Origin of the sequence: uncultured Maribacter sp. (assembly GCF_947500405.1) — a bacterium.
In the GTDB taxonomy this organism is placed as follows: Bacteria; Bacteroidota; Bacteroidia; order Flavobacteriales; family Flavobacteriaceae; genus Maribacter_B.
Map to the genome: position 1 here is coordinate 213,602 of NZ_CANMRY010000002.1, position 21,682 is coordinate 235,283.

At 30.6% G+C, this 21,682-nt stretch carries 21 protein-coding genes; 7 read left to right on the forward strand and 14 right to left on the reverse strand.

Annotated features, from left to right (window positions below):
* Positions 1 to 67 precede the first annotated feature (67 nt).
* Positions 68 to 646, forward strand: a complete 579-nt coding sequence (locus Q0945_RS03100; protein WP_299431162.1) for a MarC family protein — start codon at positions 68 to 70, stop codon at positions 644 to 646.
* Between the two features lie 11 nt (positions 647 to 657).
* Positions 658 to 861 (forward strand): hypothetical protein, encoded by a 204-nt coding sequence (locus tag Q0945_RS03105; RefSeq protein WP_121064018.1) that lies wholly within the window; start codon positions 658 to 660, stop codon positions 859 to 861.
* On the opposite strand, the gene Q0945_RS03110 is transcribed toward Q0945_RS03105, so the two are convergent.
* From Q0945_RS03110 to Q0945_RS03125, 4 genes are all read right to left on the reverse strand, one after another.
* Positions 858 to 2,489: a S41 family peptidase gene (locus tag Q0945_RS03110; protein ID WP_299430672.1), complete on the reverse strand. Its 1,632-nt coding sequence runs from the start codon at positions 2,487 to 2,489 to the stop codon at positions 858 to 860. The genes Q0945_RS03105 and Q0945_RS03110 overlap by 4 nt on opposite strands.
* A gap of 10 nt (positions 2,490 to 2,499) precedes the next feature.
* A complete protein-coding gene (locus Q0945_RS03115) occupies positions 2,500 to 2,931 on the reverse strand; it encodes a dCMP deaminase family protein (protein ID WP_299430674.1) in 432 nt (143 codons plus the stop codon).
* A gap of 89 nt (positions 2,932 to 3,020) precedes the next feature.
* Entirely contained in the window at positions 3,021 to 3,605 is a 585-nt protein-coding gene (locus tag Q0945_RS03120; RefSeq protein WP_299430676.1) for a HupE/UreJ family protein, read from the reverse strand.
* 9 nt (positions 3,606 to 3,614) lie between these two features.
* Positions 3,615 to 4,352, reverse strand: a complete 738-nt coding sequence (locus Q0945_RS03125; RefSeq protein ID WP_299430679.1) for a TerB family tellurite resistance protein — start codon at positions 4,350 to 4,352, stop codon at positions 3,615 to 3,617.
* 124 nt (positions 4,353 to 4,476) lie between these two features.
* Here Q0945_RS03125 and Q0945_RS03130 point away from each other — a divergent pair, with 124 nt between their 5' ends.
* The 5 genes from Q0945_RS03130 (at position 4,477) to Q0945_RS03150 (ending at position 7,697) form a co-directional block, all read left to right on the forward strand.
* Positions 4,477 to 4,887 (forward strand): BrxA/BrxB family bacilliredoxin, encoded by a 411-nt coding sequence (locus tag Q0945_RS03130; RefSeq protein WP_298485095.1) that lies wholly within the window; start codon positions 4,477 to 4,479, stop codon positions 4,885 to 4,887.
* Between the two features lie 66 nt (positions 4,888 to 4,953).
* Positions 4,954 to 5,694, forward strand: a complete 741-nt coding sequence (locus tag Q0945_RS03135) for a lysophospholipid acyltransferase family protein (protein WP_299430681.1) — start codon at positions 4,954 to 4,956, stop codon at positions 5,692 to 5,694.
* A gap of 11 nt (positions 5,695 to 5,705) precedes the next feature.
* Entirely contained in the window at positions 5,706 to 6,365 is a 660-nt protein-coding gene (locus Q0945_RS03140; RefSeq protein WP_299430683.1) for an HD domain-containing protein, read from the forward strand.
* A gap of 723 nt (positions 6,366 to 7,088) precedes the next feature.
* Positions 7,089 to 7,421, forward strand: a complete 333-nt coding sequence (locus Q0945_RS03145; protein ID WP_299430685.1) for a DUF6624 domain-containing protein — start codon at positions 7,089 to 7,091, stop codon at positions 7,419 to 7,421.
* Positions 7,422 to 7,433: 12 nt separating this feature from the next.
* Positions 7,434 to 7,697: an NIPSNAP family protein gene (locus tag Q0945_RS03150; protein WP_299430687.1), complete on the forward strand. Its 264-nt coding sequence runs from the start codon at positions 7,434 to 7,436 to the stop codon at positions 7,695 to 7,697.
* A 61-nt stretch (positions 7,698 to 7,758) separates the two neighbouring features.
* Here Q0945_RS03150 and bla read toward each other — a convergent pair whose 3' ends face one another.
* The 10 genes from bla to Q0945_RS03200 form a co-directional block, all read right to left on the reverse strand.
* The gene (gene bla, locus Q0945_RS03155) at positions 7,759 to 8,820 is read right to left on the reverse strand and encodes a subclass B1 metallo-beta-lactamase, long type (RefSeq protein WP_299430689.1); all 1,062 of its coding nucleotides are present in this window, start codon (positions 8,818 to 8,820) and stop codon (positions 7,759 to 7,761) included.
* Positions 8,821 to 8,888: 68 nt separating this feature from the next.
* A complete protein-coding gene (locus tag Q0945_RS03160) occupies positions 8,889 to 10,250 on the reverse strand; it encodes an ankyrin repeat domain-containing protein (RefSeq protein ID WP_299430691.1) in 1,362 nt (453 codons plus the stop codon).
* A 180-nt stretch (positions 10,251 to 10,430) separates the two neighbouring features.
* Entirely contained in the window at positions 10,431 to 11,765 is a 1,335-nt protein-coding gene (locus tag Q0945_RS03165; protein ID WP_299430693.1) for a serine hydrolase domain-containing protein, read from the reverse strand.
* Positions 11,766 to 11,797: 32 nt separating this feature from the next.
* Entirely contained in the window at positions 11,798 to 13,276 is a 1,479-nt protein-coding gene (locus tag Q0945_RS03170; RefSeq protein WP_299430695.1) for a class A beta-lactamase-related serine hydrolase, read from the reverse strand.
* 47 nt (positions 13,277 to 13,323) lie between these two features.
* Positions 13,324 to 14,229 (reverse strand): alpha/beta hydrolase, encoded by a 906-nt coding sequence (locus Q0945_RS03175; protein WP_299430697.1) that lies wholly within the window; start codon positions 14,227 to 14,229, stop codon positions 13,324 to 13,326.
* 55 nt (positions 14,230 to 14,284) lie between these two features.
* Complete coding sequence (locus Q0945_RS03180; protein WP_299430699.1) at positions 14,285 to 15,712, reverse strand: amidohydrolase family protein; 1,428 nt, start codon at positions 15,710 to 15,712, stop codon at positions 14,285 to 14,287.
* Between the two features lie 134 nt (positions 15,713 to 15,846).
* A complete protein-coding gene (locus Q0945_RS03185; protein ID WP_299430701.1) occupies positions 15,847 to 18,276 on the reverse strand; it encodes an ABC transporter permease in 2,430 nt (809 codons plus the stop codon).
* Positions 18,277 to 18,310: 34 nt separating this feature from the next.
* Complete coding sequence (locus Q0945_RS03190) at positions 18,311 to 18,985, reverse strand: ABC transporter ATP-binding protein (protein ID WP_299430703.1); 675 nt, start codon at positions 18,983 to 18,985, stop codon at positions 18,311 to 18,313.
* A 5-nt stretch (positions 18,986 to 18,990) separates the two neighbouring features.
* Positions 18,991 to 20,241: an HlyD family efflux transporter periplasmic adaptor subunit gene (locus Q0945_RS03195; protein ID WP_299430705.1), complete on the reverse strand. Its 1,251-nt coding sequence runs from the start codon at positions 20,239 to 20,241 to the stop codon at positions 18,991 to 18,993.
* Positions 20,242 to 20,250: 9 nt separating this feature from the next.
* The gene (locus Q0945_RS03200) at positions 20,251 to 21,582 is read right to left on the reverse strand and encodes a TolC family protein (protein ID WP_299430707.1); all 1,332 of its coding nucleotides are present in this window, start codon (positions 21,580 to 21,582) and stop codon (positions 20,251 to 20,253) included.
* Between the last annotated feature and the right edge of the window lie 100 nt (positions 21,583 to 21,682).

Sequence of the window (21,682 nt, forward strand, 5' to 3'; positions counted from 1 at the left end):
AGTTTATTTAAGGCTTAACATCTAAAATTTGATAATAAACGTACATTTGACCAAATATTTTTATGATATGACTTTTAATTTTGATTTTAGAGAAATTGTTACTTCTGGTATGATTCTTTTTGCAGTAATAGATATTATCGGAAGTATTCCTATTATAATTGGATTACGTAATAAGGTTGGGCATATACAATCCGAAAAGGCGTCTATTGTTGCCACTTTAATAATGATTGCTTTCCTTTTTATTGGAGAAGAAATATTAAACTTAATTGGTATAGATGTAAACTCCTTTGCTGTAGCTGGGGCTTTTATATTATTTTTCTTAGCCATAGAAATGATATTAGGTATAAGTCTTTATAAAGATGATGCGCCAGAAAGTGCTTCTATTGTTCCTATTGCATTCCCATTAATTGCTGGTGCAGGTACAATGACGTCTTTACTTTCTTTACGAGCAGAGTTTCATGTAGAAAATATTATTATAGCCATTTTCATAAATATTATATTTGTATACATTGTTTTAAAATCTTCTAAACGTATAGAACATATTTTAGGCAGTAATGGTATTAATGTAATTAGAAAAGTATTTGGTGTAATTTTACTGGCTATTGCGGTTAAGTTATTTGCAGCTAATATTAACCAGTTATTTTAAAAAAAATAAAAATGAACAAGACCTTATCTATAGTTTTAATTGTTTTAGCAATTGCGCTTATTGCATATAATGTAACTTTAATAGATTTTAATAATGTATTTGAAGGGAATAGTATTATTGCTCTAATAGGTATTATGGCAGCTCTAATTGCCATACTATTAATTTTAGTTTTTAATACTAGTAAAAAAATACAAAAGAAGATAAACGAAGGTTAATTACTCTTCGTATTATTTATTTCATCCTTTTTTTCTTGTAATAAGGCAGGGCTATCTAAATCTAATACTTTAAGTAACATAGCATCTTTTGTACTTTTAATTTTAGCGTAAATATTAGCACTGTATAATTGTTCTGCTAACGCAGCTTTTAAATACAATTTTACACTATCCTCAAAATCATAAAAATTCATTTTTAGATTTCTAGCCATAGCATATTCTACAAAATTTTCAAAAAGTATATCATCTACTTTGTAGTCACTAATAAATTCTTGTTGGGTATAGTCTTCATACCTTTTACGGTCTTCATCTAAATGCTCAAAAACAAAATAGGATAATATGCCGTAACTATCCATACTTTTTAAAGCTTCCTCTTCATTAGTTCCAATTGGCACAAAAATATCTGGAATTATACCGCCACCGCCATATACTATTTTCCCTTTAGGGGTCTTAAATTTTAAAGAATCGGCTACTTTTATACTATCTGCAGACATTAATTCCCCATTATTATATCGCTCTGTAAACTTCTTGTAATAATCTTTATGTCCGTTTTTATATGTTTTTTGAATGCTTCTTCCTGTTGGCGTGTAGTACCTAGAAACCGTTAGTCTTACTGCTGAACCATCTCCTAGTTCCATTTCTCTTTGCACTAATCCTTTTCCAAAAGACCTTCTTCCTACTATAGTTCCAATATCATTATCTTGTAATGCGCCTGCAATAATTTCACTTGCAGATGCAGAGCGTTCGTTAATTAATACATACACGGGTTTATCTTCAAACTCTCCTTTTTCAGAAGCAAAAATCTTATCTATTTTTCCTTTCTTATTTTTTGTAAATAAAATAAGCTTCCCGTCTTTTAAAAACTCATCTGCCATTTCTTCGGCAACACCTAAATAACCACCTGGGTTATCTCTTAAATCTAATGTAAGTTTTTTAGCTCCTTGTTTTGTTAAATCCTTTAAAGCAGCTTTAAATTCTTTATATGTAGTTTCTGCAAAACGATTAACTTTTACATAGCCCATGTCCTCTGTAAGCATATAATACGCCTCTACACTTTTAATAGGAACTAAATCTCTTTTAATTTTAACATCAAAAACTTTATTTTCTTCTTTTCTGTAAACTTTTAAATTTACGATAGTTCCTTTTTTTCCTTTCAGTTTTTCTACAATGGTACCACTTCCTAGGTTTTTTCCATAAAGTGTATCCAAATTTGCCATTAATATTCTATCTCCCGCTTTTATTCCTTTTTTAAAACTAGGACCATTATCTATAGTTCGTATTACAGAAATTGTGTCCTTATAGGCATAAAAATTAATACCAATACCAACAAAATCTCCTTTCATATTATCTGCAACACGACTCATTTCTTTTTTAGGAATGTATACTGAATGCGGGTCTAACTTTTCTAAAATATTATTTACGGTAATATCTACGATACTATCTGTGTTAATATCATCTACATATTCATAATCTATATAGTCTATTAACCTATTTAATTTGTTTTTTTTAGAATTTGTAGTAAAAAGACGTTTTGGAGAATCTTTAAAATTAAGTTTACCGCCAAGAAAAATTCCTATTGCTAAGGCAGCTGCAATAATAGTTGGCCATAAATAGGTATTTATACGTTTCATTATTTTTTTCTTAGTTAGAAATTTCTGGTATATGCACTAATTCTACACCTGCTTTTTCTAAAAATTTAAGACCAGAATCATCTTTATATGCATTTTGGTATACAACACGTTTTATCCCAGATTGATGAATTAATTTACTACATTCTCTACAAGGAGATAGCGTTATATATAATGTAGCTCCATTGCAAGATTGTGTAGAAGAGGCTACTTTAGATATTGCATTTGCTTCTGCATGTAAAACATACCATTTGGTATAGCCTTCTTCATCTTCGCAAACATTGTCAAAACCTGTTGGTGTTCCGTTATATCCGTCAGAAATTATCATTCTATCCTTAACAATAATTGCTCCTACTTTTTTACGCTCGCAATTAGATAATAAACCCCATTCTTTTGCCATACGCAAATAGGCCTTATCATACTTCTCTTGTTTTGTCTTAATCATTTAAAACTTCTTATTCTTATCTAGGTAAAACACTAAGATACCTGCTTTATAAAACAACAACAGCCTATTATAGTTAAATTTAACAAACCTTACCAAGGAAAAGTGTTTATTAACATTGGTATTGTAATTAATAATATTATGATAGAACCTACAACTACAAAATTTTGTTGTTTTACTTTTAGTTTGTCCTGCATAATTAAGGCTATTAACAAAATTGTTATTACTATGATTAACTGCGAAAGCTCTATTCCTAATGCAAAACCTAACAAAGGAGATACTTTTTCTTCTTCTCCAGATAATAACATTTTAAAATAGTTAGAGAAACCAAAACCGTGTATTAAACCAAAAAAAGCCGTTGCAATTAAATGCAATAAAATACTCTGCTCCTTTTTAATAGTATTGGTGTAAAATAAATTAAAAACTGCTGTTATAAAAATAGTAACAGGTATTAGGAACTCTATAAAACTGACATCAAAAACAACCACTTCGTATACGGAAAAAACTAATGATGTACAATGCGCAATGGTAAAAACAGTAGCTAATAACAAAACATTTTTCCAATTTTTAAAGGTAAAAGGAAGTGCTAAAGCAGCTAAAAAAAGAATATGGTCATAAGCAGAAAAATCTAATACATGCTCTAAACCCAACTTTGTGTAAAACAAAAATTCTTGCATAAGTTTACTTTAGTTAATTCCTCTTTCTTTTTGAATGTCTTCATAGGCTTTTTGAACCCTTTTAAATTTCTCTTCGGCACCCTTTTTAATGGCCTCATTTTCAGTGATTACTTTATCTGGATGGTATTTTTTTGCCATAGCTCGGTATGCTTTTTTTACAGCATCATCACTAGCAGATTTAGAAATTTCTAAAATTTTATAGGCGTTATCCGAAGATGAAAAAAACATTGCTTTAATGCTCTCAAAATCTGTAGCACTTATTCTTAAATACCCTGCAATTTCTTTAATTTTAGCAACCTCAAGATTACTAACATGCCCATCGGCCTTTGCAATACCAAATAAGAAGTGTATTAATTGCAAACGAACTTCATACCTAGTTCTTTGGTTTAAAAAACTACAAATACGTTGTGCAGATATTTCGTGTTTCTTATTAACATCATTAAAAGTTCTAAAAATTGCATTTGCTTTTTCTTTACCGTAAGTACTTACAAAGTATTGTCTCACATAATCCATTTCTTTTTGCGAGATTTTACCATCGGCCTTAATTACAATAGAACATAAAGAGAGTAAATTAAGTTCAAAATCTGCTGGAGAAACTTTCTGCCTTGTTAAGTCACTAAAAACTGTATTACCTCCTCCTTTATTAGAGCTTACATTATCTATGAAGCTACCAACAAAAAAACCTAAAATTGCTCCTGGATATCTTAAGAAGAAATATCCTAGAATGGCAGCAAACCACTTAATCATAATCTATTATTTTTTTCAAAGATATGGTATTAGCATAAAAAATTTAAATAAACGAACCGTAATGAAAATTAACCAAGTACGACAAATTGGTTATCTTTGTATTAATAAATAAAATTAAGATATTATGTATCCTGCGGAATTAGTTAAACCAATGAGAGAAGACTTAGCATCTGCTGGTTTTCAAGAATTATATACGGCCCAAGAAGTAGAGGGTGCAATAGCAAAAAAAGGTACCACTTTAGTGGTTGTAAATTCAGTATGTGGATGTGCTGCTGCAAATGCTAGGCCTGCTGCAAAAATGAGTTTACAAAATGACAAAAAACCAGACCATACAGTAACTGTATTTGCTGGGGTAGACACAGAAGCTGTTGATGCTGCTAGAAATTTAATGATACCTTTTCCTCCATCTTCGCCATCTATGGCTCTTTTTAAAGACGGAGAATTAGTTCATATGATAGAACGCCATCATATTGAAGGAAGACCAGCGCAAATGATTGCTGAGAACCTTGCACAAGCTTATAATGAGTTTTGCTAAAAAATAATAAAAACATTATTTTTAAAACCGCTCTTTTGTAAAGAGCGGTTTTTTTATTTTTACACTATGGGAAAATTTTTTGCCTACATACTAACTCCAATATTTGCATTCTTTTTTATGCTTGTTTTATTGGTTTTTCAACCAATTCAGTGGGTTTGTTTAAACATATTTGGTTATAAAGCCCATAGTATTAGTGTAAACTACTTTAATTTATGTTTAATAAGATGCACCCATATTATAGGCACAACTTATAAGTTTAACAATCCTCACAACATACCAACAAACAGACCTTTAATAATAGTATCTAACCACCAAAGCATGTATGAGATTTCTCCTATAAGCTGGTGGATGCGTAAACATCATCCAAAGTTTGTTAGCAAAAAAGAATTAGGGAAGGGTATTCCTAGTGTTTCTTACAATTTAAATCATGGTGGTTCTGTTCTTATAGATCGTAATGATGGAAAACAAGCTATTAAAGAAATTGCAAAACTAGGTTCTTATATAGAAGAACATAACCGAAGTGCTGTAATATTCCCCGAAGGTACTCGTAGTAGAACGGGGCACCCAAAAAAGTTTCAAACTATGGGGCTCAAAATATTAATTAAAAAAGCACCCTCGGCATTAATAGTACCCATTAGCGTAAACGATTCATGGAAAATGTTACGATATGGTAAATTTCCTAATGGTCTAGGTAGCCGCATTACTATAGATGTACACAAACCGTTAGAAATAGAAGGTAATATTGATGATTTAATTGCCGCAATAGAAAAGACTGTTTCGCAAGGTGTACATTCTTTTAAAGCATAAAGTATCCTATTTTGAAAGATGAAAAGATAATACAAGAAACCATTGCCTTTGTAAAAAAAACTTTAGATGGCGCCGAAGGCGGACATGATTGGTTTCATATAGAACGTGTTTACAAAAACAGCCTTTTAATAGCAAAAGAAGAAAATGTAGACCTACTTATAGTTTCTCTTGGTGCTTTGTTACATGATATTGCAGATGCTAAATTTCATAATGGTGATGAGAGTATAGGACCAAAAGTGGCTAGCGACTTCCTTATTTCTATGAACGTGTCCGCACAAATTATAGAACATGTAGTAGCCATTATAAACAATATATCTTATAAATCTTCCTTAGAGCTAAAAGCAGATAAGTTTAGTTCTCTTGAATTACAAGTAGTACAAGATGCAGACCGCTTAGATGCTATTGGCGCTATTGGTATAGCAAGAGCTTTTAATTACGGTGGATTTAAAAATAGATCTCTATATAACCCTGATATTCTTCCAAATTTAGAAATGACTAAAGAAGAATACAAAAAATCAACTGCTCCGACTATTAATCATTTTTACGAAAAACTACTCTTACTAAAAGATAAGATGAATACCCGTAGCGGTAAAAAACTTGCAAAAAAAAGACATTTATTCATGGTTAAGTACCTTAACCAATTTTATTCGGAATGGAATGGCATATCGTAGTAAAATATATTAGTCTAAAATAATTTTTGACTTCTTACTTTTTTGTGCCTTCTTAAAAATAGGAAGAATACTATTGCCTTTTAAACTTTCAAAAAACATCCTCTAAAAAAGACTGATAACAACATAGATAAAACCACTAATAAATAATTAAACAAAGTAATAATCTGAGGTATTATTCGTCATAAAGAAAAAGACAAGATGAAAAAACTTTTATTCTTCTTAATTCCTTTATTTACTTTAAACTCATTTGGTCAAACATGGGATGAATTCATTTATCAAAGGAAAAAAAAAGAGCAATCGGAAATTTTGAAAAAGCTGCTGAATTAATTTTTAAAGGAGCTGAATTACAGAAAAACAAAAGCTTCGAGAATTATTACTATGCTGGAATTTTATATGCTCGAATAGGTCAAATTGATTCATCTTTTATTTCATTAGAAAAAGCCATTGATGCAGGAATGTACGATTTAGCAAGGTGGGAAAGAAATAATCGATTAAATGTACTTCACTCTAATAATAGATGGAATGAATTAAAAGTTAAAATGCAAAAGGTAGAACAAGAGTATTCTTCAAATTTATCACATCCTAAACTAAGAACTGAATTGAAACAAATGTGGAAGAATGACCAAGATTTAGTTGGAAAATGGGATGCACAGAAGAAAATAGTTAATCAAAATACAATTCGATTGAATGAAATAATTGCGCAGTATGGATGGCCTACGAACTATGATAGGAGAAGATGGTGTTTGGATAGCCTGGGGGATTGCACAGCATTCCCACGACTTGGACTTTCAAATAAAATGTTTAAAATTACTAGAAAACACTCTTAATACTAATGAGCCTGAAGCAATTTTGTATGCTGAACTATATGATAGAATCCTAAAAAGAACAAATCAAAAACAAAAGTTTGGACAAGCTATTATTAAAGAAAACGCAATTAAGAAATTTTACTCGATAGAGAATGAAACAGAAGTTGATAAAAGAAGAAAAGCCATTGGACTAGAACCTCTTAGAGTTTATGCGAATGAAAATTGTGTTGAGTATAAAAATAAAGAATAAAAAAATTAAAATATGGTAACCTGTTTCTTAAAATACACCATTGACCCTTTAAAAATTAAAGAATTTGAACACTATGGAAAAATGTGGATTGACCTTGTAAATAAAATGGGAGGAATCCACCATGGCTATTTAAAACCATATGAAGGGCCTAACAATATTGGATATGCTTCTTTTTCATTCCAATCATTATCAGAATATGAGCAGTACCGAGATAAAATACCTGATAACAAAGCGTGTCAAGAAGCTTTGCAATATGCAATAGACACTAAGTTATGAAAGGTCTTTTATGCAACCTATTTTTAACGGAATAACTGATAAAGCCAAAATCGAATAAAATTTATATTTTATTGGTAGTTGTTATTTCTTTCAAGACTACAACTAATCCAACGTTATCATTGAGTTTTGACAAAAATAACGTATTGAAATTTACATCTGTTCTTAAAGAAATAAACTCCTTTTCTTTATCGTAAATTTGAACCCTTCCGGCTTTTGATTTAATTCTAAATTCATTATCTTTTAACTCAATTCTACTTGCTTCAACTATAATTAACTTTGATTTATCCTGTACAATTACTTTTGCATCAATTAATATTCTTTTAGTATTAATTATCGTATCTGATTTAGATTCTACAGAGATAATTTTATTTTTTAAAGGATTGATTATCTTTTTACTTTTATCCTCTACAGTTAGTTTTTTTGGATAAAAATCGTAAAGTTTAATTGTATAATCAATTAGCTTTGAGTCGTCATGTTTTCCATGACCAGGAACTACAATTTTTGCAGTACCATAATGTTTTTTTATTCTCTTTACCGTATTAGACCATTCTCGTAGGTTAGCATCTCCTATATTACCTATCCATCCATTATAATTTCTAATTTCATTTCCTCCAAAAAGTATTTTTTGGGTTGGAATCCAAACCACAATTCCATCTGATGTGTGTGCCTCTCCTAAATAATGACAAATTATTTTTTCATTTCCTACGTCGATTTCTTTTTTGATATTAAATACAAAATCTGTTATAGGTAACCCTTTTTGTTTGGCAATTCTCTTTGTGCGTTTATTAGCATAAGTTTTAATATTGTTTTCTTTTACAATATTTAAACCTTTCATTGCATCAGGATGCCATCTATCAATTACATAAACTACTATACGCGCTTTCTTTTCTACCCAATTTATTAGATTTTGAGTTTCTATCTCTGAATCAGGAGTAGATACAATTACAGCTTCGCCATTATTAAAATACACAATTCCATTATTATTCTTTTGTGTATGAATATAAGTGTTCTCAGAAAGTTTTGTGACTGTTAAACTTTCTGAGATTTTAATATTTTGACCACATAAGGGCAAATTTAAAATAACTAAAAGTATCCATACGAAGTCCTTTTTTATTTTAATCATAGTGCATTAAAACTAGTGCGTTGTGTATATTTTTAGTGGTGTGAGTTAAGTATAAATTTAGCTAATAATTACTTATTTTTTTCTTTTATTTCATTAATAATTTTTGTGCTAACCCAATATATATCTTGATTACTGGTATAGAATAAGTATTTTCCATCTTTTGTAACGAATGGGCAATATTCATAATTATCGGTATTTATTTTTTTACCCATATTAACTGCCTTTGTCCATTTTCCATTCGAGTTTTTAAAACTAATATATAAATCTCCTCTTCCAAATCCGCCATCACGAGTAGAACAAAATATAAGATAAGATTCATCTGGTGCAACAAAAACATCGGCTTCGTATCCTGTTGTATTTATTGACGCATCTAGTAATACAGGCTTTTGAAATTCATTATTAATAACTCTTGAGTAATATATATCATGGTCTGTTCTAGAGATGTCTTTTCGGGCATGCCCATTAGAAGCAAAATACATGGTTCCATCATTTGTGAAAGACATATAATATTCATTCCCATTTGTATTAATAGTTGAACCTGCGTTTATTGGTTCTGACCACCCATTGCTCAATCTCTCCACATACCATATATCTACATCTTTAATTTTACCAATGCCATCTAATGCTCTTTTTGAGATAAAATAGAGTCTATTCTCATCATTGGAAAGAAAGGGGTCGTTATAGCTGTAACGTTTATGTGAAATAATGGTTTTTGGTTTAGACCATTGGTTGCCTTCTATTTTTGAAAAACGAATTTCATTCCGCCCGTTTACATCTACTCCAAAATAAAACTCAGTTCCCTTTTTGTTAAATGTTGAACCGAATTCTTGTTCCTCAGTAGAAATGAAGTTAGGCGCAAATATTTTAGGAATCGTTTCACGTCCTTTTAGTCCCATATATTTTCCTTTCATTTTGAACTTTCTAACAAGATTTTTATCTGCTCCTTGAGAAATTAGAAATTCAGAAATATTTTTAGTACCTAATCGTTTCGAGATTTCCAAAGCAGTACTTCCTCTTTTGTTTTTAATATTTATGTCAACGCCACTCTTAATTAATTTCTCTATTATTTCTTTGTTTCCATTTAATATAGCCTGTTCAATTAATGAAGCTCCATATAAGGACTGCCAGTCATTATTAGACTGTAATTCAATCAGATAATCAAGATATTCTATATTATTGAACCGAACTGCTACGTGTAAGGGTGTTTTTTCTTGATTATCAGCTTCATTAATTTTTATGTTTCTCTTTATTAGAAAGTCAAATACTTTCCGCTGTTTACAAGCTACTGCCCAATGTAATAATGACTTTCCTCGGTTGTCTTTCACATTAATGGTACTATTTACCAGCATACTATCTAACCTTACCAAATTGCCCTTGCAGGCTGTCCTAAATAGATTTTGGCTAAACACAACAGATGTTAAGGTTAACATTAATAGCAGAATTAAGTTTTTTCGGGTCATGAATTTTATACTAATTGTAAGTAATAATATAAACAGTAAGAGATTATAGAGAATAGCACTTTCAAGATATGATAAAATTGGCACTTATAATAAATATCTCATATCTCTTGAACCCTTTTTAGTTACCTATATTGTATGCTGTGTACCATTTTATTTCTTTTTTAGAATGTAAATATTATCCGTTTCTTTTATTAGTAGAGTATTCTTTTCTGATTGAAATTCAAAAAAATACCCGTATTTATAATTAGCAAAATAATTGTTGTTAATCTTAATGGTTTCAAACTCTTTTCCTTGAGTTTCCACAATCAACTGGTTATTATCCGCTTTACAGGTTACTTGAATGGGCATAGTATTAGAAGCATATGTTCCCAATAAGCCTGTCAGTTTCTTATCATTTATTTTTACACCATTAAAATGGGGCAATTTGTAGTTGTTTTCTAAGCAAATTGCGACAACAGCACTAATTATATCATCCCTAGGGTATAAAATTCCGTTTGTGCAATAAGCAATTGAAAGTCCTACATCAGGAAAGTGAATCAGAGTAGTATAATATTCGTTTATTCTTCCTTCTTGACCATAAGCCAAAGAGGAGTCAAATTGAAATTTGAAAATACCCAATCCATAATCTTTATCAAAAGAAGTCATTAAGTTTAAACTTTTCTTTTCAATCAATTGATACGAAAATAGAGTATCTATAAATTTTAATAAATCTGATGTATTAGAAACAATAACACCTGCACCTAAATGATTTTCTGCAATATCTTCACGTTCTTGATTCCAATTACCTCCAGTATACTTATACGATTTACTTTTTTTTCTTATGGAGTCCTTAGCTTCTTCATAATAAGTATTTTTAAGGTTAATTTTTTGAAATATGTTTTTTTGTAATAGTTTTTGATAAGACTCCCCTGAAATTTTTTCTAGAATAAGACTTAATAGAAAGAAATTTGTATTTGAATATTGGTGTTTTTTTCCTGGTTTAAATTGTGGTTTGTATTTTTCGATTATTGCAAGTAAATCCTTTTTTGATTTTTTTTCATATTTCCATTGTTGAAAATCTGTCTTATCAGAATAGTTTGCTAAACCACTAGAGTGATTTAGTAAATTTCTAACCGTAATCAATTCACTATTGGGAACTTCTGAGAAAAATTTATTTAAATGGTCATCAAGCGATAACTGACCTTTCTCAATAAATTGAAAAACAAGAACTGCTGTAAACGTTTTTGTAACTGAGCCAATCCTATAAAATGTTTCTGTTGTTGATATTTTTTTTTCTGATTGATTTAATAAAGAGTACCCAAAAGCTTTTTGATATACTAACTGATTGTGTTTTGAAATGGCAAGACTGCCCATTCCAAGTTTATGCTTGTCAAGATTTATAAATAAACTATCAAGTTTTGCCTTGTCAATTTCTATTTTTTTAGTGGTTTGCCCAAAGGAAACACATATATTGAACAATAAAATGTAGCTTATCAGTTTATTCATTAAGCTTATCAGTTTTTTAATGTTGGGCATAGTTACTTTTTAGTTTCTATTTCAATAATTTCTTCTCCGTATTCTCCAAGATATTGGCTTAATAAACTCTCATAAACTTTATAGCCATCATCAACATTTGTAAAAATCAACATTCCTTGTTTGGTTTTAGGGAAGATAAAAACAATGGTTTGAACGCCATTATCAGAGCCACCGTGTGAAAGTGCGAAATTGCCATCTCTGAAGTCATATTTTTCAAATCCCAATCCAAAATGCTTTCCTTTTTGGGAACTGACTTGGTTAGATTGCATTTCTTTGAAAACGTGTTCAGAGAGTCCATACCCATTTAATACGGCTGTTAAAAACGTTCCATAATCCTCTATTGTTGTGAGTAAATCATCTGCTCCATTAGCCACTTTTCTTTTATGAACTTTGTAACTCTTTCCACTTTTATCAAAACCTAAAGAAAGTCTTTGCTCTTCTATTTTATCGTCCCAAACATACCTAGTATCTTCCATACTAAAAGGTTCAAATATTAATTCTGACGCTAATGCACTTAGAGACTTGTTAAACCTGCTTTCCAATACCTTTCTTAAGTATTCAAAGCCTTCTCCAGAATATTGGTATTTTGTTCCAGGTGTGAATTGAAATTTCAACTTTCCATCACGCCAATTAGGGAAGCCTGTTTGATGACTCATCAAGTGCCTTATTGTTAGTAATTTATGTCTTTCATCATCTTTTAAGTCTGGGTCAGTCCAGTATTTGTAAACTGGCTCGTCCAAGCTTAACTTGTTTTGGCTCACTAACCTTAGAGCTACATAGGCTGTAACTGGTTTTGTTAAAGAAGCAACATTAAATATGGTGTTGATAGGTGCTTTTTTATTTTTGTTTAGATTCCCTATTACTTTAACTTCCTCTAACTGCCCTTTATTTATGATGCCAAGTCCAAGGATTGGGATATCATTTGCTATTAGCCATTTTTTAAGCTCAAATGGGTTGAACAAATCTTTAGTTTGTATTTCCTTTTTATTCTTATGATTATAGCTTAAACTTCTTTTGAGTTTCCAATCATTGTTTTCCAAAAGCCACAAATGATTAAAGTTCGCAGAACTCGCAAATTGTTCCTTTCCATTATTGAAGGTTTCATAAAAATTATGGATTCCAGTTTGAATAACAGCATACAACTTCTTATTGTTGTAAAGCGGATATATTTTTGTTGAGTAATTCAATAACTCTCTGCGTGATTGATATTGGTCTGGAGATTTGCAAAGTCCATTCTTCAATGCATTCAAAAATGCTACTTTATTTTGTTGACCACCTTTGTCGTGATAAAATTCAAAGTCGCTACTTAAATGTTTTTCAAACTGATTTACTTCACAAGTATTAAAGCCAATATTGAATAACAGACTGTCCTTTTTAATGATGTTTTTGTATAATTCGGTGTCGTTGGCAATTTGTGCTTTAGAGGTAAAGATTGTTAAAAGAAGGGCAATTAGTACAATAAGTTTATTTTTTACTTTCATGATGAGTTTCAATAAAGACTCTAAAATCATTTACTTGTTACAGTATTTTAATTTAGGTTTTTTACAAAAGATTTTATTTCTGTAATATATCTTTCTTCTTGCTCTAACCATCCATAATGTCCACATTCATTCAAAAATATTAATCTAGAGTTTTTATAAACATTATGGGCTTTATATGCAGTTCCAGAACCAACCATATCTTGTCTTCCCTGAATAATTAAAACAGGAATCTCAAGTTTAGACATTGCATTTTTCCAGTTATAATTTTTCTCATGTAAATCTTGAAATATTAATTTACTAATTTCAGGTTTTCCCTGAGTTAATCTATGTGCGACTTTTTCAATGTATTTATCTCCATATAGGTATAAAGGTGCTCTAAATCTCCCAACTTTATATTTAGCTAGATAAGTAGTGTCTCCTTTTTTTATCTTATTTCTCCAATAATTTAACGAATCTTTTTCTTGAGCGCTTTGTCGAATGTGAAAATTAGCTCCTAAATAGGTAAAAATATCCATATCGATTCCTCCTGAACCAGAGAGAATCATTCCTGTCAAATTATTTGAATGTTTTGAAGCATAATGTTGAGCAAGAAAGCCTCCAAAACTGTGTCCTAACACAGCCCATTTGTTAATTTTTAAATGCTTCCTTAAGACTTCAATATCTTCCACCAGTAAATCCATATTTAAAGTGTTTGAATTCAAACTATTAAGCTTAGACTTACCTGTTCCTCTTTGGTCATATAGAATAACCATGTAATCGTCATTTAGGAGTTTAGCCAAGGACGAAAACCCTTCACAATTCATCCCTGGTCCTCCATTAATAATTAAAATTGGAGACCCCTGTCCATAAATTTTATAATGGATTGTTCCATAGTCAGTTTTTATTAAATGGTTAGTTTGACCTATTGTACCTATAGTAAACAATAACGTTATCTTAAATATTAGTTTCTTCATCAACTCCATTTTTACTTTATTAATATTTTACAACGGTTGTTAACCATAGTTTTTTCTAGTACGTTCTTCTTTTTTTCCATTTATACTTTCCTAATGATTCATTATTTCGGCTAGCCAAATCAGAAAGCATACTATCTATTTTAGACTTATTAAGCCATGTACCGCTAACGAAAACACCATCTATATCTCTTGTATTATTAATATTATCAAGGGGGTTTGAATTAAGTAAAATTAAGTCTGCATCTTTACCTGCTTCTATAGTTCCTGTTTTCTTGTCTATACCTAGCCAAGTTGCTGGCAAACGAGTGGCCGAAATTAGTACCTCTTCTGGTGTTAAACCTGCTTCTACAAGCAGTTCTAACTCGTCATGAACAGAAAAACCAGGAACAACTCCAGAACACATTGCATCGGTACCTGTAACTATTGGCACTCCTGTCTCCTTGAAGGCTCTAACAAGCTTATTGTTAAAATTTACAAGACTGTCTAAATACACCGAGTAATTAGGAGATGAATTCTTTGAATGTTTATTATGGTTTATCCATTTGTCTTGAAAAATTGGATGTAGATATTTTAAAGAACTTAATTGTGTTATACAATCAAGCGACTTACTTTGTTTATTTATCCAATCCATTACAGTTAAAGTGGGCACAACCCATGTGTTGTTTTCTTTAGCCATTTTAGCATATTCTAACGCTTTCTTATAAGAATTGTCTTTACGCCAATACCTCGCAAATTCCTCGGCATGAGCTACCATACTAAAGTTAGGTACAAATGCTTCTTCAAGTCTATCTTCGAATGCTTTAGGAATATGTCCAATAACCTTAAGTTCTAGTTTTTTAGCTTCATCTACTATAGCTAAAAACGTTTCTTTGTTTAAATGAGTATACGTTTTTATAAAATGATATCCATCTGCTTTTGCGCTTCTAACTGCTTGTCGACCATCAGAAGGGGTATTAACATGACCTACATCATTTCCTCCATTAAGTAATTTGGCTAACGCAATTTTTGGACCTATTACGTCTCCAATTGCAATTTCATTCCTTAATGCAAAATATGACGAATTGGAATTTAAGTCAAATATTGTTGTAACACCATTTATTACATACGGAGTTACCATGTCTTGCGAGTTAAAGAAAAAAGTAGCGCCTTGAGTAGGAGAACTTTTTCCAAAATTAACATGAGATACAGAATGAACATGCATATCAATAAGACCTGGGATCAACCATTTCCCTTTGCCATCTATTGTTTTTGCCCCATCAGGAATGGTATCATTAATCGAAATAATTTTTTGATTTTGTATTAAAACGATTGCATTTTCAATGACTTCATTATGAGTTGTCATCGGAATTATATTTACATTTTTTATGACGTAAGTATCAAATGCTTTTTCATCCTCTTCTTGTGCTTTATTTGAAGTTAAATTTGTACAACTATTGGTAATTATTATAACCAACAGCAATAGATATTTAAGGTAATGTTTCATAAAGTTCGTTTAGGCTCGTTTAATAGACGCCCATTTTTGCTAGTTGTTACACTTTTCAGAAAGAGAATTAGTCTTTTTAATTGTGTCTAACACTAAACTCTACACCAATTCAACTCATAGCTTTACACGTTCAATTACTCATTTTGCAATACTTCAGACAAAGTCATTTGGTACGCTCTTAAAGCCACAAGATGAATTACTAAAAAAACGATTATAAAAAGCACAATAACAGGAACTAAAAACATCCATATATGCAACTCTATGCTATTAATATAGGTTTTTAAAAACCAATTTTGATAACCATACCAAGCTAGAGGAATGGCAATTATTATAGCTGTAATAATCTGTGAAGCAACTTCTTTGGCTAGTAGTTTAGAGACATCCATTAATTCTGAGCCGAGGACTTTTCTAATACCTATTTCTTTCATACGTTGGCTAATAGTGATTAATATTAAGCCCACAATACCAATTACGGCAATTATAATAGCAAGTATTGAAAATAAACTAAAGACAAATAAGAACGTTCGGTCTGATTTCAAGGTATTACTTATCTTATTTTCTAGAGACAAATAATCAAAAGGTTGTTCTGGGAAATAGTTCTCATAAATGGTTTTTAACTTTTGAATAATTTCGGTGGTATTATTACTAGCCACTTTTAATGTTAAAAAGGCTTTGTGACTATCGGTAAGTCTTAATACCGTTGGTACTGGTTCGTTTTTGATGGATTGATAATAAAAATCGTCAACAATGCCTATAATTTTAAACTCTTCATTTCTACCTGTTACAACAAAGTTATTAATCGCTTCTTCTGGTGTTTTATAACCAACACGTTCCATAGCTTTTACATTCATAATAATACTCTTGGTTCCAGTTTCTTTTTCGCCTTTCCTAAATAGTCTTCCTGCAAGCAGTTTTATATTGTAAAATTCTAGAAATTGGTCATCTATAGAGAGTTGGAAAAAAGAATTTGTGTCTGTTTTGTCGTACCCCTTTCTTCTACAACTAAACCAATGTTGAATTTCTTGACCAGGAATATCAGATGAAAAAGTAAATCCTTTTACTTCAGGAATTTGAGTTAATTCATCTTTCATCAACAGAATTTTACTTTGTAATTCACTCTGTTTTTCTCCTGTTTTGGGCGCTTTAATTACTATACTTTGAGCATAATTAATACCCATATCTTTTTCCATTAAAAACGTAGCTTGCTTGTATGCTATAAGTGTACCGCAAAGCAATACAACTGAAATTACAAATTGCAGAGTAACTAATAGTTTTCTAAAAAAGACTCCTTCGCGTTTGTTTTTAAATTTCCCTTTTAAAACAGTTACAGGTTTATAAGATTGCAATATAACAGCAGGATAAATACAGGAAATTATAATGCCTAAAACAAAAATTACTATAAATGTACCTAAGAATTTAGAGTGCTCAAATAAATTAAAATCGCCTATTTGAGTAATGGTTTTAAACCAAGGATTTAAAGCATAAAATAATACAATAGTTATGGCTAAGCAAAGTATGTTAAAAAGGAAAGCTTCACTTAAAAACTGAGTTATTAAATTCATTTTAGAGGCTCCATTAATTTTTTTAACACCTACCTCGTTGGCTCTTTCTATAGAGCGTGCTGTAGTTAGGTTTATAAAATTAATCCAAGCTATAATTAAAAGAAAAATAGAAAATCCAAAAAGAATACTTATAATTTTTCCGTTAACAGGAGGCTCCGATTCATATTCTATGTTAGAGGTTAAATGAATATCCTGCAACGGTTGTAAATAGTATGTATCTCTTTTTCCTTGCGAATCTAGACGTTCTTTATAATTAGCAGCTATCATTTCAGGAAGACCTTCTTTTTCTAGCTTTTTATAATCGCTATTTGGTTTTAATTGTATAAAAGTACTGCCATAATCGTAGCCCCAACTTGTTCTAATTCTAGGACGTTGTTTGTAAATGGTTTCCATAGAAAACAAAAAATCGGATTTTACAATCGAATTTTTTGGCATCTTTTTATAAACGGCAGTTATCATGTAATCTTCATTACCATTTACTTTTATTGTTTTCCCTAACGGACGTTCTTCTCCAAAATAACGCTCTGCTGCGAGGTGTGATATTGCTACTGTATTTGGCGCTTTTAAAGGGTCTTTTTCGCCTTGTAATAATGGAATTGTAAATACTTCAAATATAGAAGAGGTTGCATAGTACGTTTTATCTTCAGAATAAATAATTTTGCTTCCTGAGGCATTGTTATAGCTTATGGTTATTTCATTTTTTGGAGTTATCCTCGCATGATTTACAACATCGCTATAATGTTCTTTTAACCATTTTCCGGTTGGTGGAAATGAATTGGCTGTTTTCCATAACACTTCGTTATTTTGATAACGATTGTAAGCAACACGATAAATATCTTTGGCATTTTCGTGATGGCTATCGTAGCTTCTTTGGTAATACACATACTCTAAAATAAACAAGGCACTTAGTATACCTATAATTAAACCAACTGCATTAATTATAGAAATAAGTTTATCTCTTTTTAAATTACGATAGAAAATATTTAGTTTGATAAAGTTCATTTTTATCTAGTTATTTAGTTAATTGGCTGTATTACTAATTGCTTGTTTCCATTACAATTTTCCCATCAAATAAGTTGATGACCCTGTGTGCGTAATTTGCATCACTTTCGGAGTGTGTTACCATAATAATGGTTGCACCTTCTTGACTTAGCTCTGTTAATAGATTCATAACCTCGGTACCATTTTTAGAATCTAAATTTCCCGTAGGTTCATCTGCTAACAATAATTTAGGCTCGGTAATTACAGCTCTAGCAATAGCAACACGTTGTTGCTGCCCTCCAGATAATTGTTGCGGAAAATGGTTAGAACGGTGGTCTATTTTCATGCGTTTTAAAACAGCTTTTACTTTTTCTTTTCGTTCTTTTTGATTGATGTTCATAAACATTAATGGCAATTCAACATTTTCGTAAACCGTTAAGCCATCAATTAAATTAAAGCTCTGAAAAATGAAACCAATATTACCTTTTCTTGCTTTAGTTAACTCCTTTTCTTTTAAGTTGCCTATTTCTTTTCCATGAAACATATAACTACCATCGGATGGAATATCAATAAGTCCAAGTATATTTAAAAGGGTAGATTTTCCACAACCAGAAGGGCCCATTATAGCAATAAATTCTCCGTCTTTTACATGTAGATTTATATCGTTTAATGCCTTAGTTTGTATATCTTCTGTAATAAATATTTTAGTTAGGTTTTTTGTCTGTATCATGGTTATTAATTTAAAATAAGTTTATCGCTGTTTTCAAAATTTTTATAGCTAGATGTTATTACACGTTCGTTAGGTTCTAGGCCTTCAAGAATTTCATAATATTGGGGGTTTTGTTTGCCAATTTTTATTTGGCGTTTAGTTGCAAAATTACCAGAAGTATCTACAACGTAAATCCAATTTCCGCCAGTAGTATTAGAGAATGCTCCTCTGCTAACAAGTATAGCATTTGTAGGTGTACCCAATTCTAATTTTATAAAATAACTTTGCCCTGTTCTAATATTGTTTGGTTTTTCGTTTATAAAACTTAGGTCTATTTGAAATTCTCCATCTCTTACCTCCGGATATACTTTTTTAGTTTTTAAGGCATAGGTTTCTCCATCGCGTTCTAAAGATGCAGAAACATGTCTCGTAACTCTATCAATATAATGCTCATCTATATTAGACTGTACTTTAAAATTGGTTAACACGTGTATCTGTCCTATACGTTGTCCTTGGGAAATGCTTTGCCCAATTTCAGCATCTAGCATTCCTAATTGGCCATCTATAGTTGCTCTAACATTTAAATGTTCAATTCTTTCATAAACCATGGCTAAGGTTTTTTTCATTCGTATTAAATCGTTGTCTAATTCTTTTATACCTGTAGCACTTAATAACGAATCTTGCTTTGCTTTAAACTTGATAACATCATACTGTTTAGAAGCCAATTCTTTTTCTTCTTTGGCTCTTATATAATTTTCTTTAGCTATTAATTCTTCTTCAAATAACGATTTATTTTGCTCAAAAGACCTGTTTGCTTTTATAACTCTGTATTCTGCTTCAAGTAAACTTTTTTGATTAAAAACACGTTGCGACTCAAAATTTATTTTTGTTTCTCTTAAATTATTTTGCTTAATGGCTAGGTTGTTTTCGCTTGCTAAAATTTGCTCATATAACTGCCTGTTTTCTAGCTTTAATATAATATCTCCTTTTTTTACAATACTGCCTTCTTCTATATATTTTTCAACAATTCTTCCGTTTTCATAGGCATCAAGATATACTGTAGTAATGGGTTTTACAACGCCATTAATCGTAATGTAATCATTAAAATTAGAGCGTTTAACCTCTGTTATCGTAATTTCATTTTTTTTAACTTCTGATGATGTACTAGGCGTGCCTAAACTATTGTATAGAAATATTGCTATTAAAATAATTACAAGTAATCCTATGCCAATATGTTTGGGTTGTAGTGTTCTTTTCTTCTCTATTTTAGTATCCATTCTTTGTTATTATTTAAAAGGAAAAACAGCAATACCGCAATAAAAATCTATTGCCTTTTTTTGATATTGTAATTGTAAATTAATTCTGGTTCTTTCTATTTTAGCTTGTGCTAAATTATTTTTGGCAACCTCTAATTCGTAAATCATAGCCAGCCCTTTGTTAAACTTTTTTTGAGCAAAGTTAAAAGCGAGTTCTTTAGATTTTAGGTTAGACTCATTCTCCTCTTTTTCCGCTAAAAGCGCAGTGTTTTTTTGAATTGTTTTTTGTATTTCTTTATAAAGTTCTTGCTTCTTTTGCTCCAGAATATTCTTTTCTTTTAAGATATTTATTTTAGCAATTTTTACATTAGAATGTTTTGACCATTTATTGGTAATCGGAATTCTTAAAGACAAACCAATGGATTTGGCAGCATTATTAGATAGCTGGTCTAAAAAAGGAGTTATCAATCCGTTTTCATCAATACTCGTTTCAAAATAACCTGTTCTATACGCCGCATTTAATGCTAATGATGGATAGAAATCACTCCTTCTAATAGCCAAGTTTTTTTCTGAAGCATTTACCTGTAATTCTTGTTGTTTAATAGACGGAAGAAAAGCAATTGCTTTAGAAAAAACAGTTTCTAGTGTTAAACTATCAAGAGATTTTAATGCCACTAAATCGGGTTTTAGCTTTATACTCGTGCCATTAAAATTCATGATTTGAATAAGATTTAAAGTCGCTTCATTTAAGGCGTTTTGGGCTTGAGCTATTTCTAATTTATTAGTACCCAATTCAGATTCAATATCGTATAAATTAGATTTCGCTAGCAATCCTAGTTCTATTTTTGAAGTTACCAACTCGTAGTTTAAATTAGAGATTTCTAATTTTTCTTTTGTTATTTGCAATAAATCTTCTCTAAATTTTACAAGATAGAAAGCATTCATCACATCAAAAGAAAGGTTGTATTTTGCTTGCAAAACAGCTTCTAAGCTTGCATGATATAGTAGTTTTTTCTGCGACCTTTGGTGCCACTTTTTAAAATTATTAAACAGATTTAAAGACGATGTTACTCCGTAGGTGTTTGATGATGTTGCAGTATTGATAACGTTGTTATTATTTGGGTCTACATACCTACCAAATCGTCTGTTTAAATTTGATACAGCGTTAAAGTCTGGTAAAAAATCTCGTTTAGATTGTTGAAACGATTCCTTATCAATCTCCGAATTGTAAATTTTTGTTTTTTGGTCTAAGTTATTTTCACAAGCATAAACAATGCATTCCTCTAAAGTCCATAATTTTTGTGCATTACCATTTAAAGAAAAGGCAATATAGGTTACAAAAATCAGGAAAGTGTTTTTCATTTTTTATTGTTTTGTATTTTATATAACGATATGCGTGCCAAAAAAACAATACACTGAAATTCAATAGATTACAAACATCATCAATATCTAATTATCCTTT

Coding starts and splice junctions, on each gene's coding strand:
- Q0945_RS03110 (WP_299430672.1), bottom strand. CDS start 2,489: ATGAAACGTATAAATACCTATTTATGGCCAACTATTATTGCAGCTGCC.
- Q0945_RS03100 (WP_299431162.1), top strand. CDS start 68: ATGACTTTTAATTTTGATTTTAGAGAAATTGTTACTTCTGGTATGATT.
- Q0945_RS03120 (WP_299430676.1), bottom strand. CDS start 3,605: ATGCAAGAATTTTTGTTTTACACAAAGTTGGGTTTAGAGCATGTATTA.
- Q0945_RS03150 (WP_299430687.1), top strand. CDS start 7,434: ATGGTAACCTGTTTCTTAAAATACACCATTGACCCTTTAAAAATTAAA.
- Q0945_RS03125 (WP_299430679.1), bottom strand. CDS start 4,352: ATGATTAAGTGGTTTGCTGCCATTCTAGGATATTTCTTCTTAAGATAT.
- Q0945_RS03185 (WP_299430701.1), bottom strand. CDS start 18,276: ATGAACTTTATCAAACTAAATATTTTCTATCGTAATTTAAAAAGAGAT.
- Q0945_RS03200 (WP_299430707.1), bottom strand. CDS start 21,582: ATGAAAAACACTTTCCTGATTTTTGTAACCTATATTGCCTTTTCTTTA.
- bla (WP_299430689.1), bottom strand. CDS start 8,820: ATGATTAAAATAAAAAAGGACTTCGTATGGATACTTTTAGTTATTTTA.
- Q0945_RS03175 (WP_299430697.1), bottom strand. CDS start 14,229: ATGAAGAAACTAATATTTAAGATAACGTTATTGTTTACTATAGGTACA.
- Q0945_RS03160 (WP_299430691.1), bottom strand. CDS start 10,250: ATGTTAACCTTAACATCTGTTGTGTTTAGCCAAAATCTATTTAGGACA.
- Q0945_RS03165 (WP_299430693.1), bottom strand. CDS start 11,765: ATGAATAAACTGATAAGCTACATTTTATTGTTCAATATATGTGTTTCC.
- Q0945_RS03145 (WP_299430685.1), top strand. CDS start 7,089: ATGATAGGAGAAGATGGTGTTTGGATAGCCTGGGGGATTGCACAGCAT.
- Q0945_RS03170 (WP_299430695.1), bottom strand. CDS start 13,276: ATGAAAGTAAAAAATAAACTTATTGTACTAATTGCCCTTCTTTTAACA.
- Q0945_RS03130 (WP_298485095.1), top strand. CDS start 4,477: ATGTATCCTGCGGAATTAGTTAAACCAATGAGAGAAGACTTAGCATCT.
- Q0945_RS03115 (WP_299430674.1), bottom strand. CDS start 2,931: ATGATTAAGACAAAACAAGAGAAGTATGATAAGGCCTATTTGCGTATG.
- Q0945_RS03180 (WP_299430699.1), bottom strand. CDS start 15,712: ATGAAACATTACCTTAAATATCTATTGCTGTTGGTTATAATAATTACC.
- Q0945_RS03195 (WP_299430705.1), bottom strand. CDS start 20,241: ATGGATACTAAAATAGAGAAGAAAAGAACACTACAACCCAAACATATT.
- Q0945_RS03190 (WP_299430703.1), bottom strand. CDS start 18,985: ATGATACAGACAAAAAACCTAACTAAAATATTTATTACAGAAGATATA.
- Q0945_RS03105 (WP_121064018.1), top strand. CDS start 658: ATGAACAAGACCTTATCTATAGTTTTAATTGTTTTAGCAATTGCGCTT.
- Q0945_RS03135 (WP_299430681.1), top strand. CDS start 4,954: ATGGGAAAATTTTTTGCCTACATACTAACTCCAATATTTGCATTCTTT.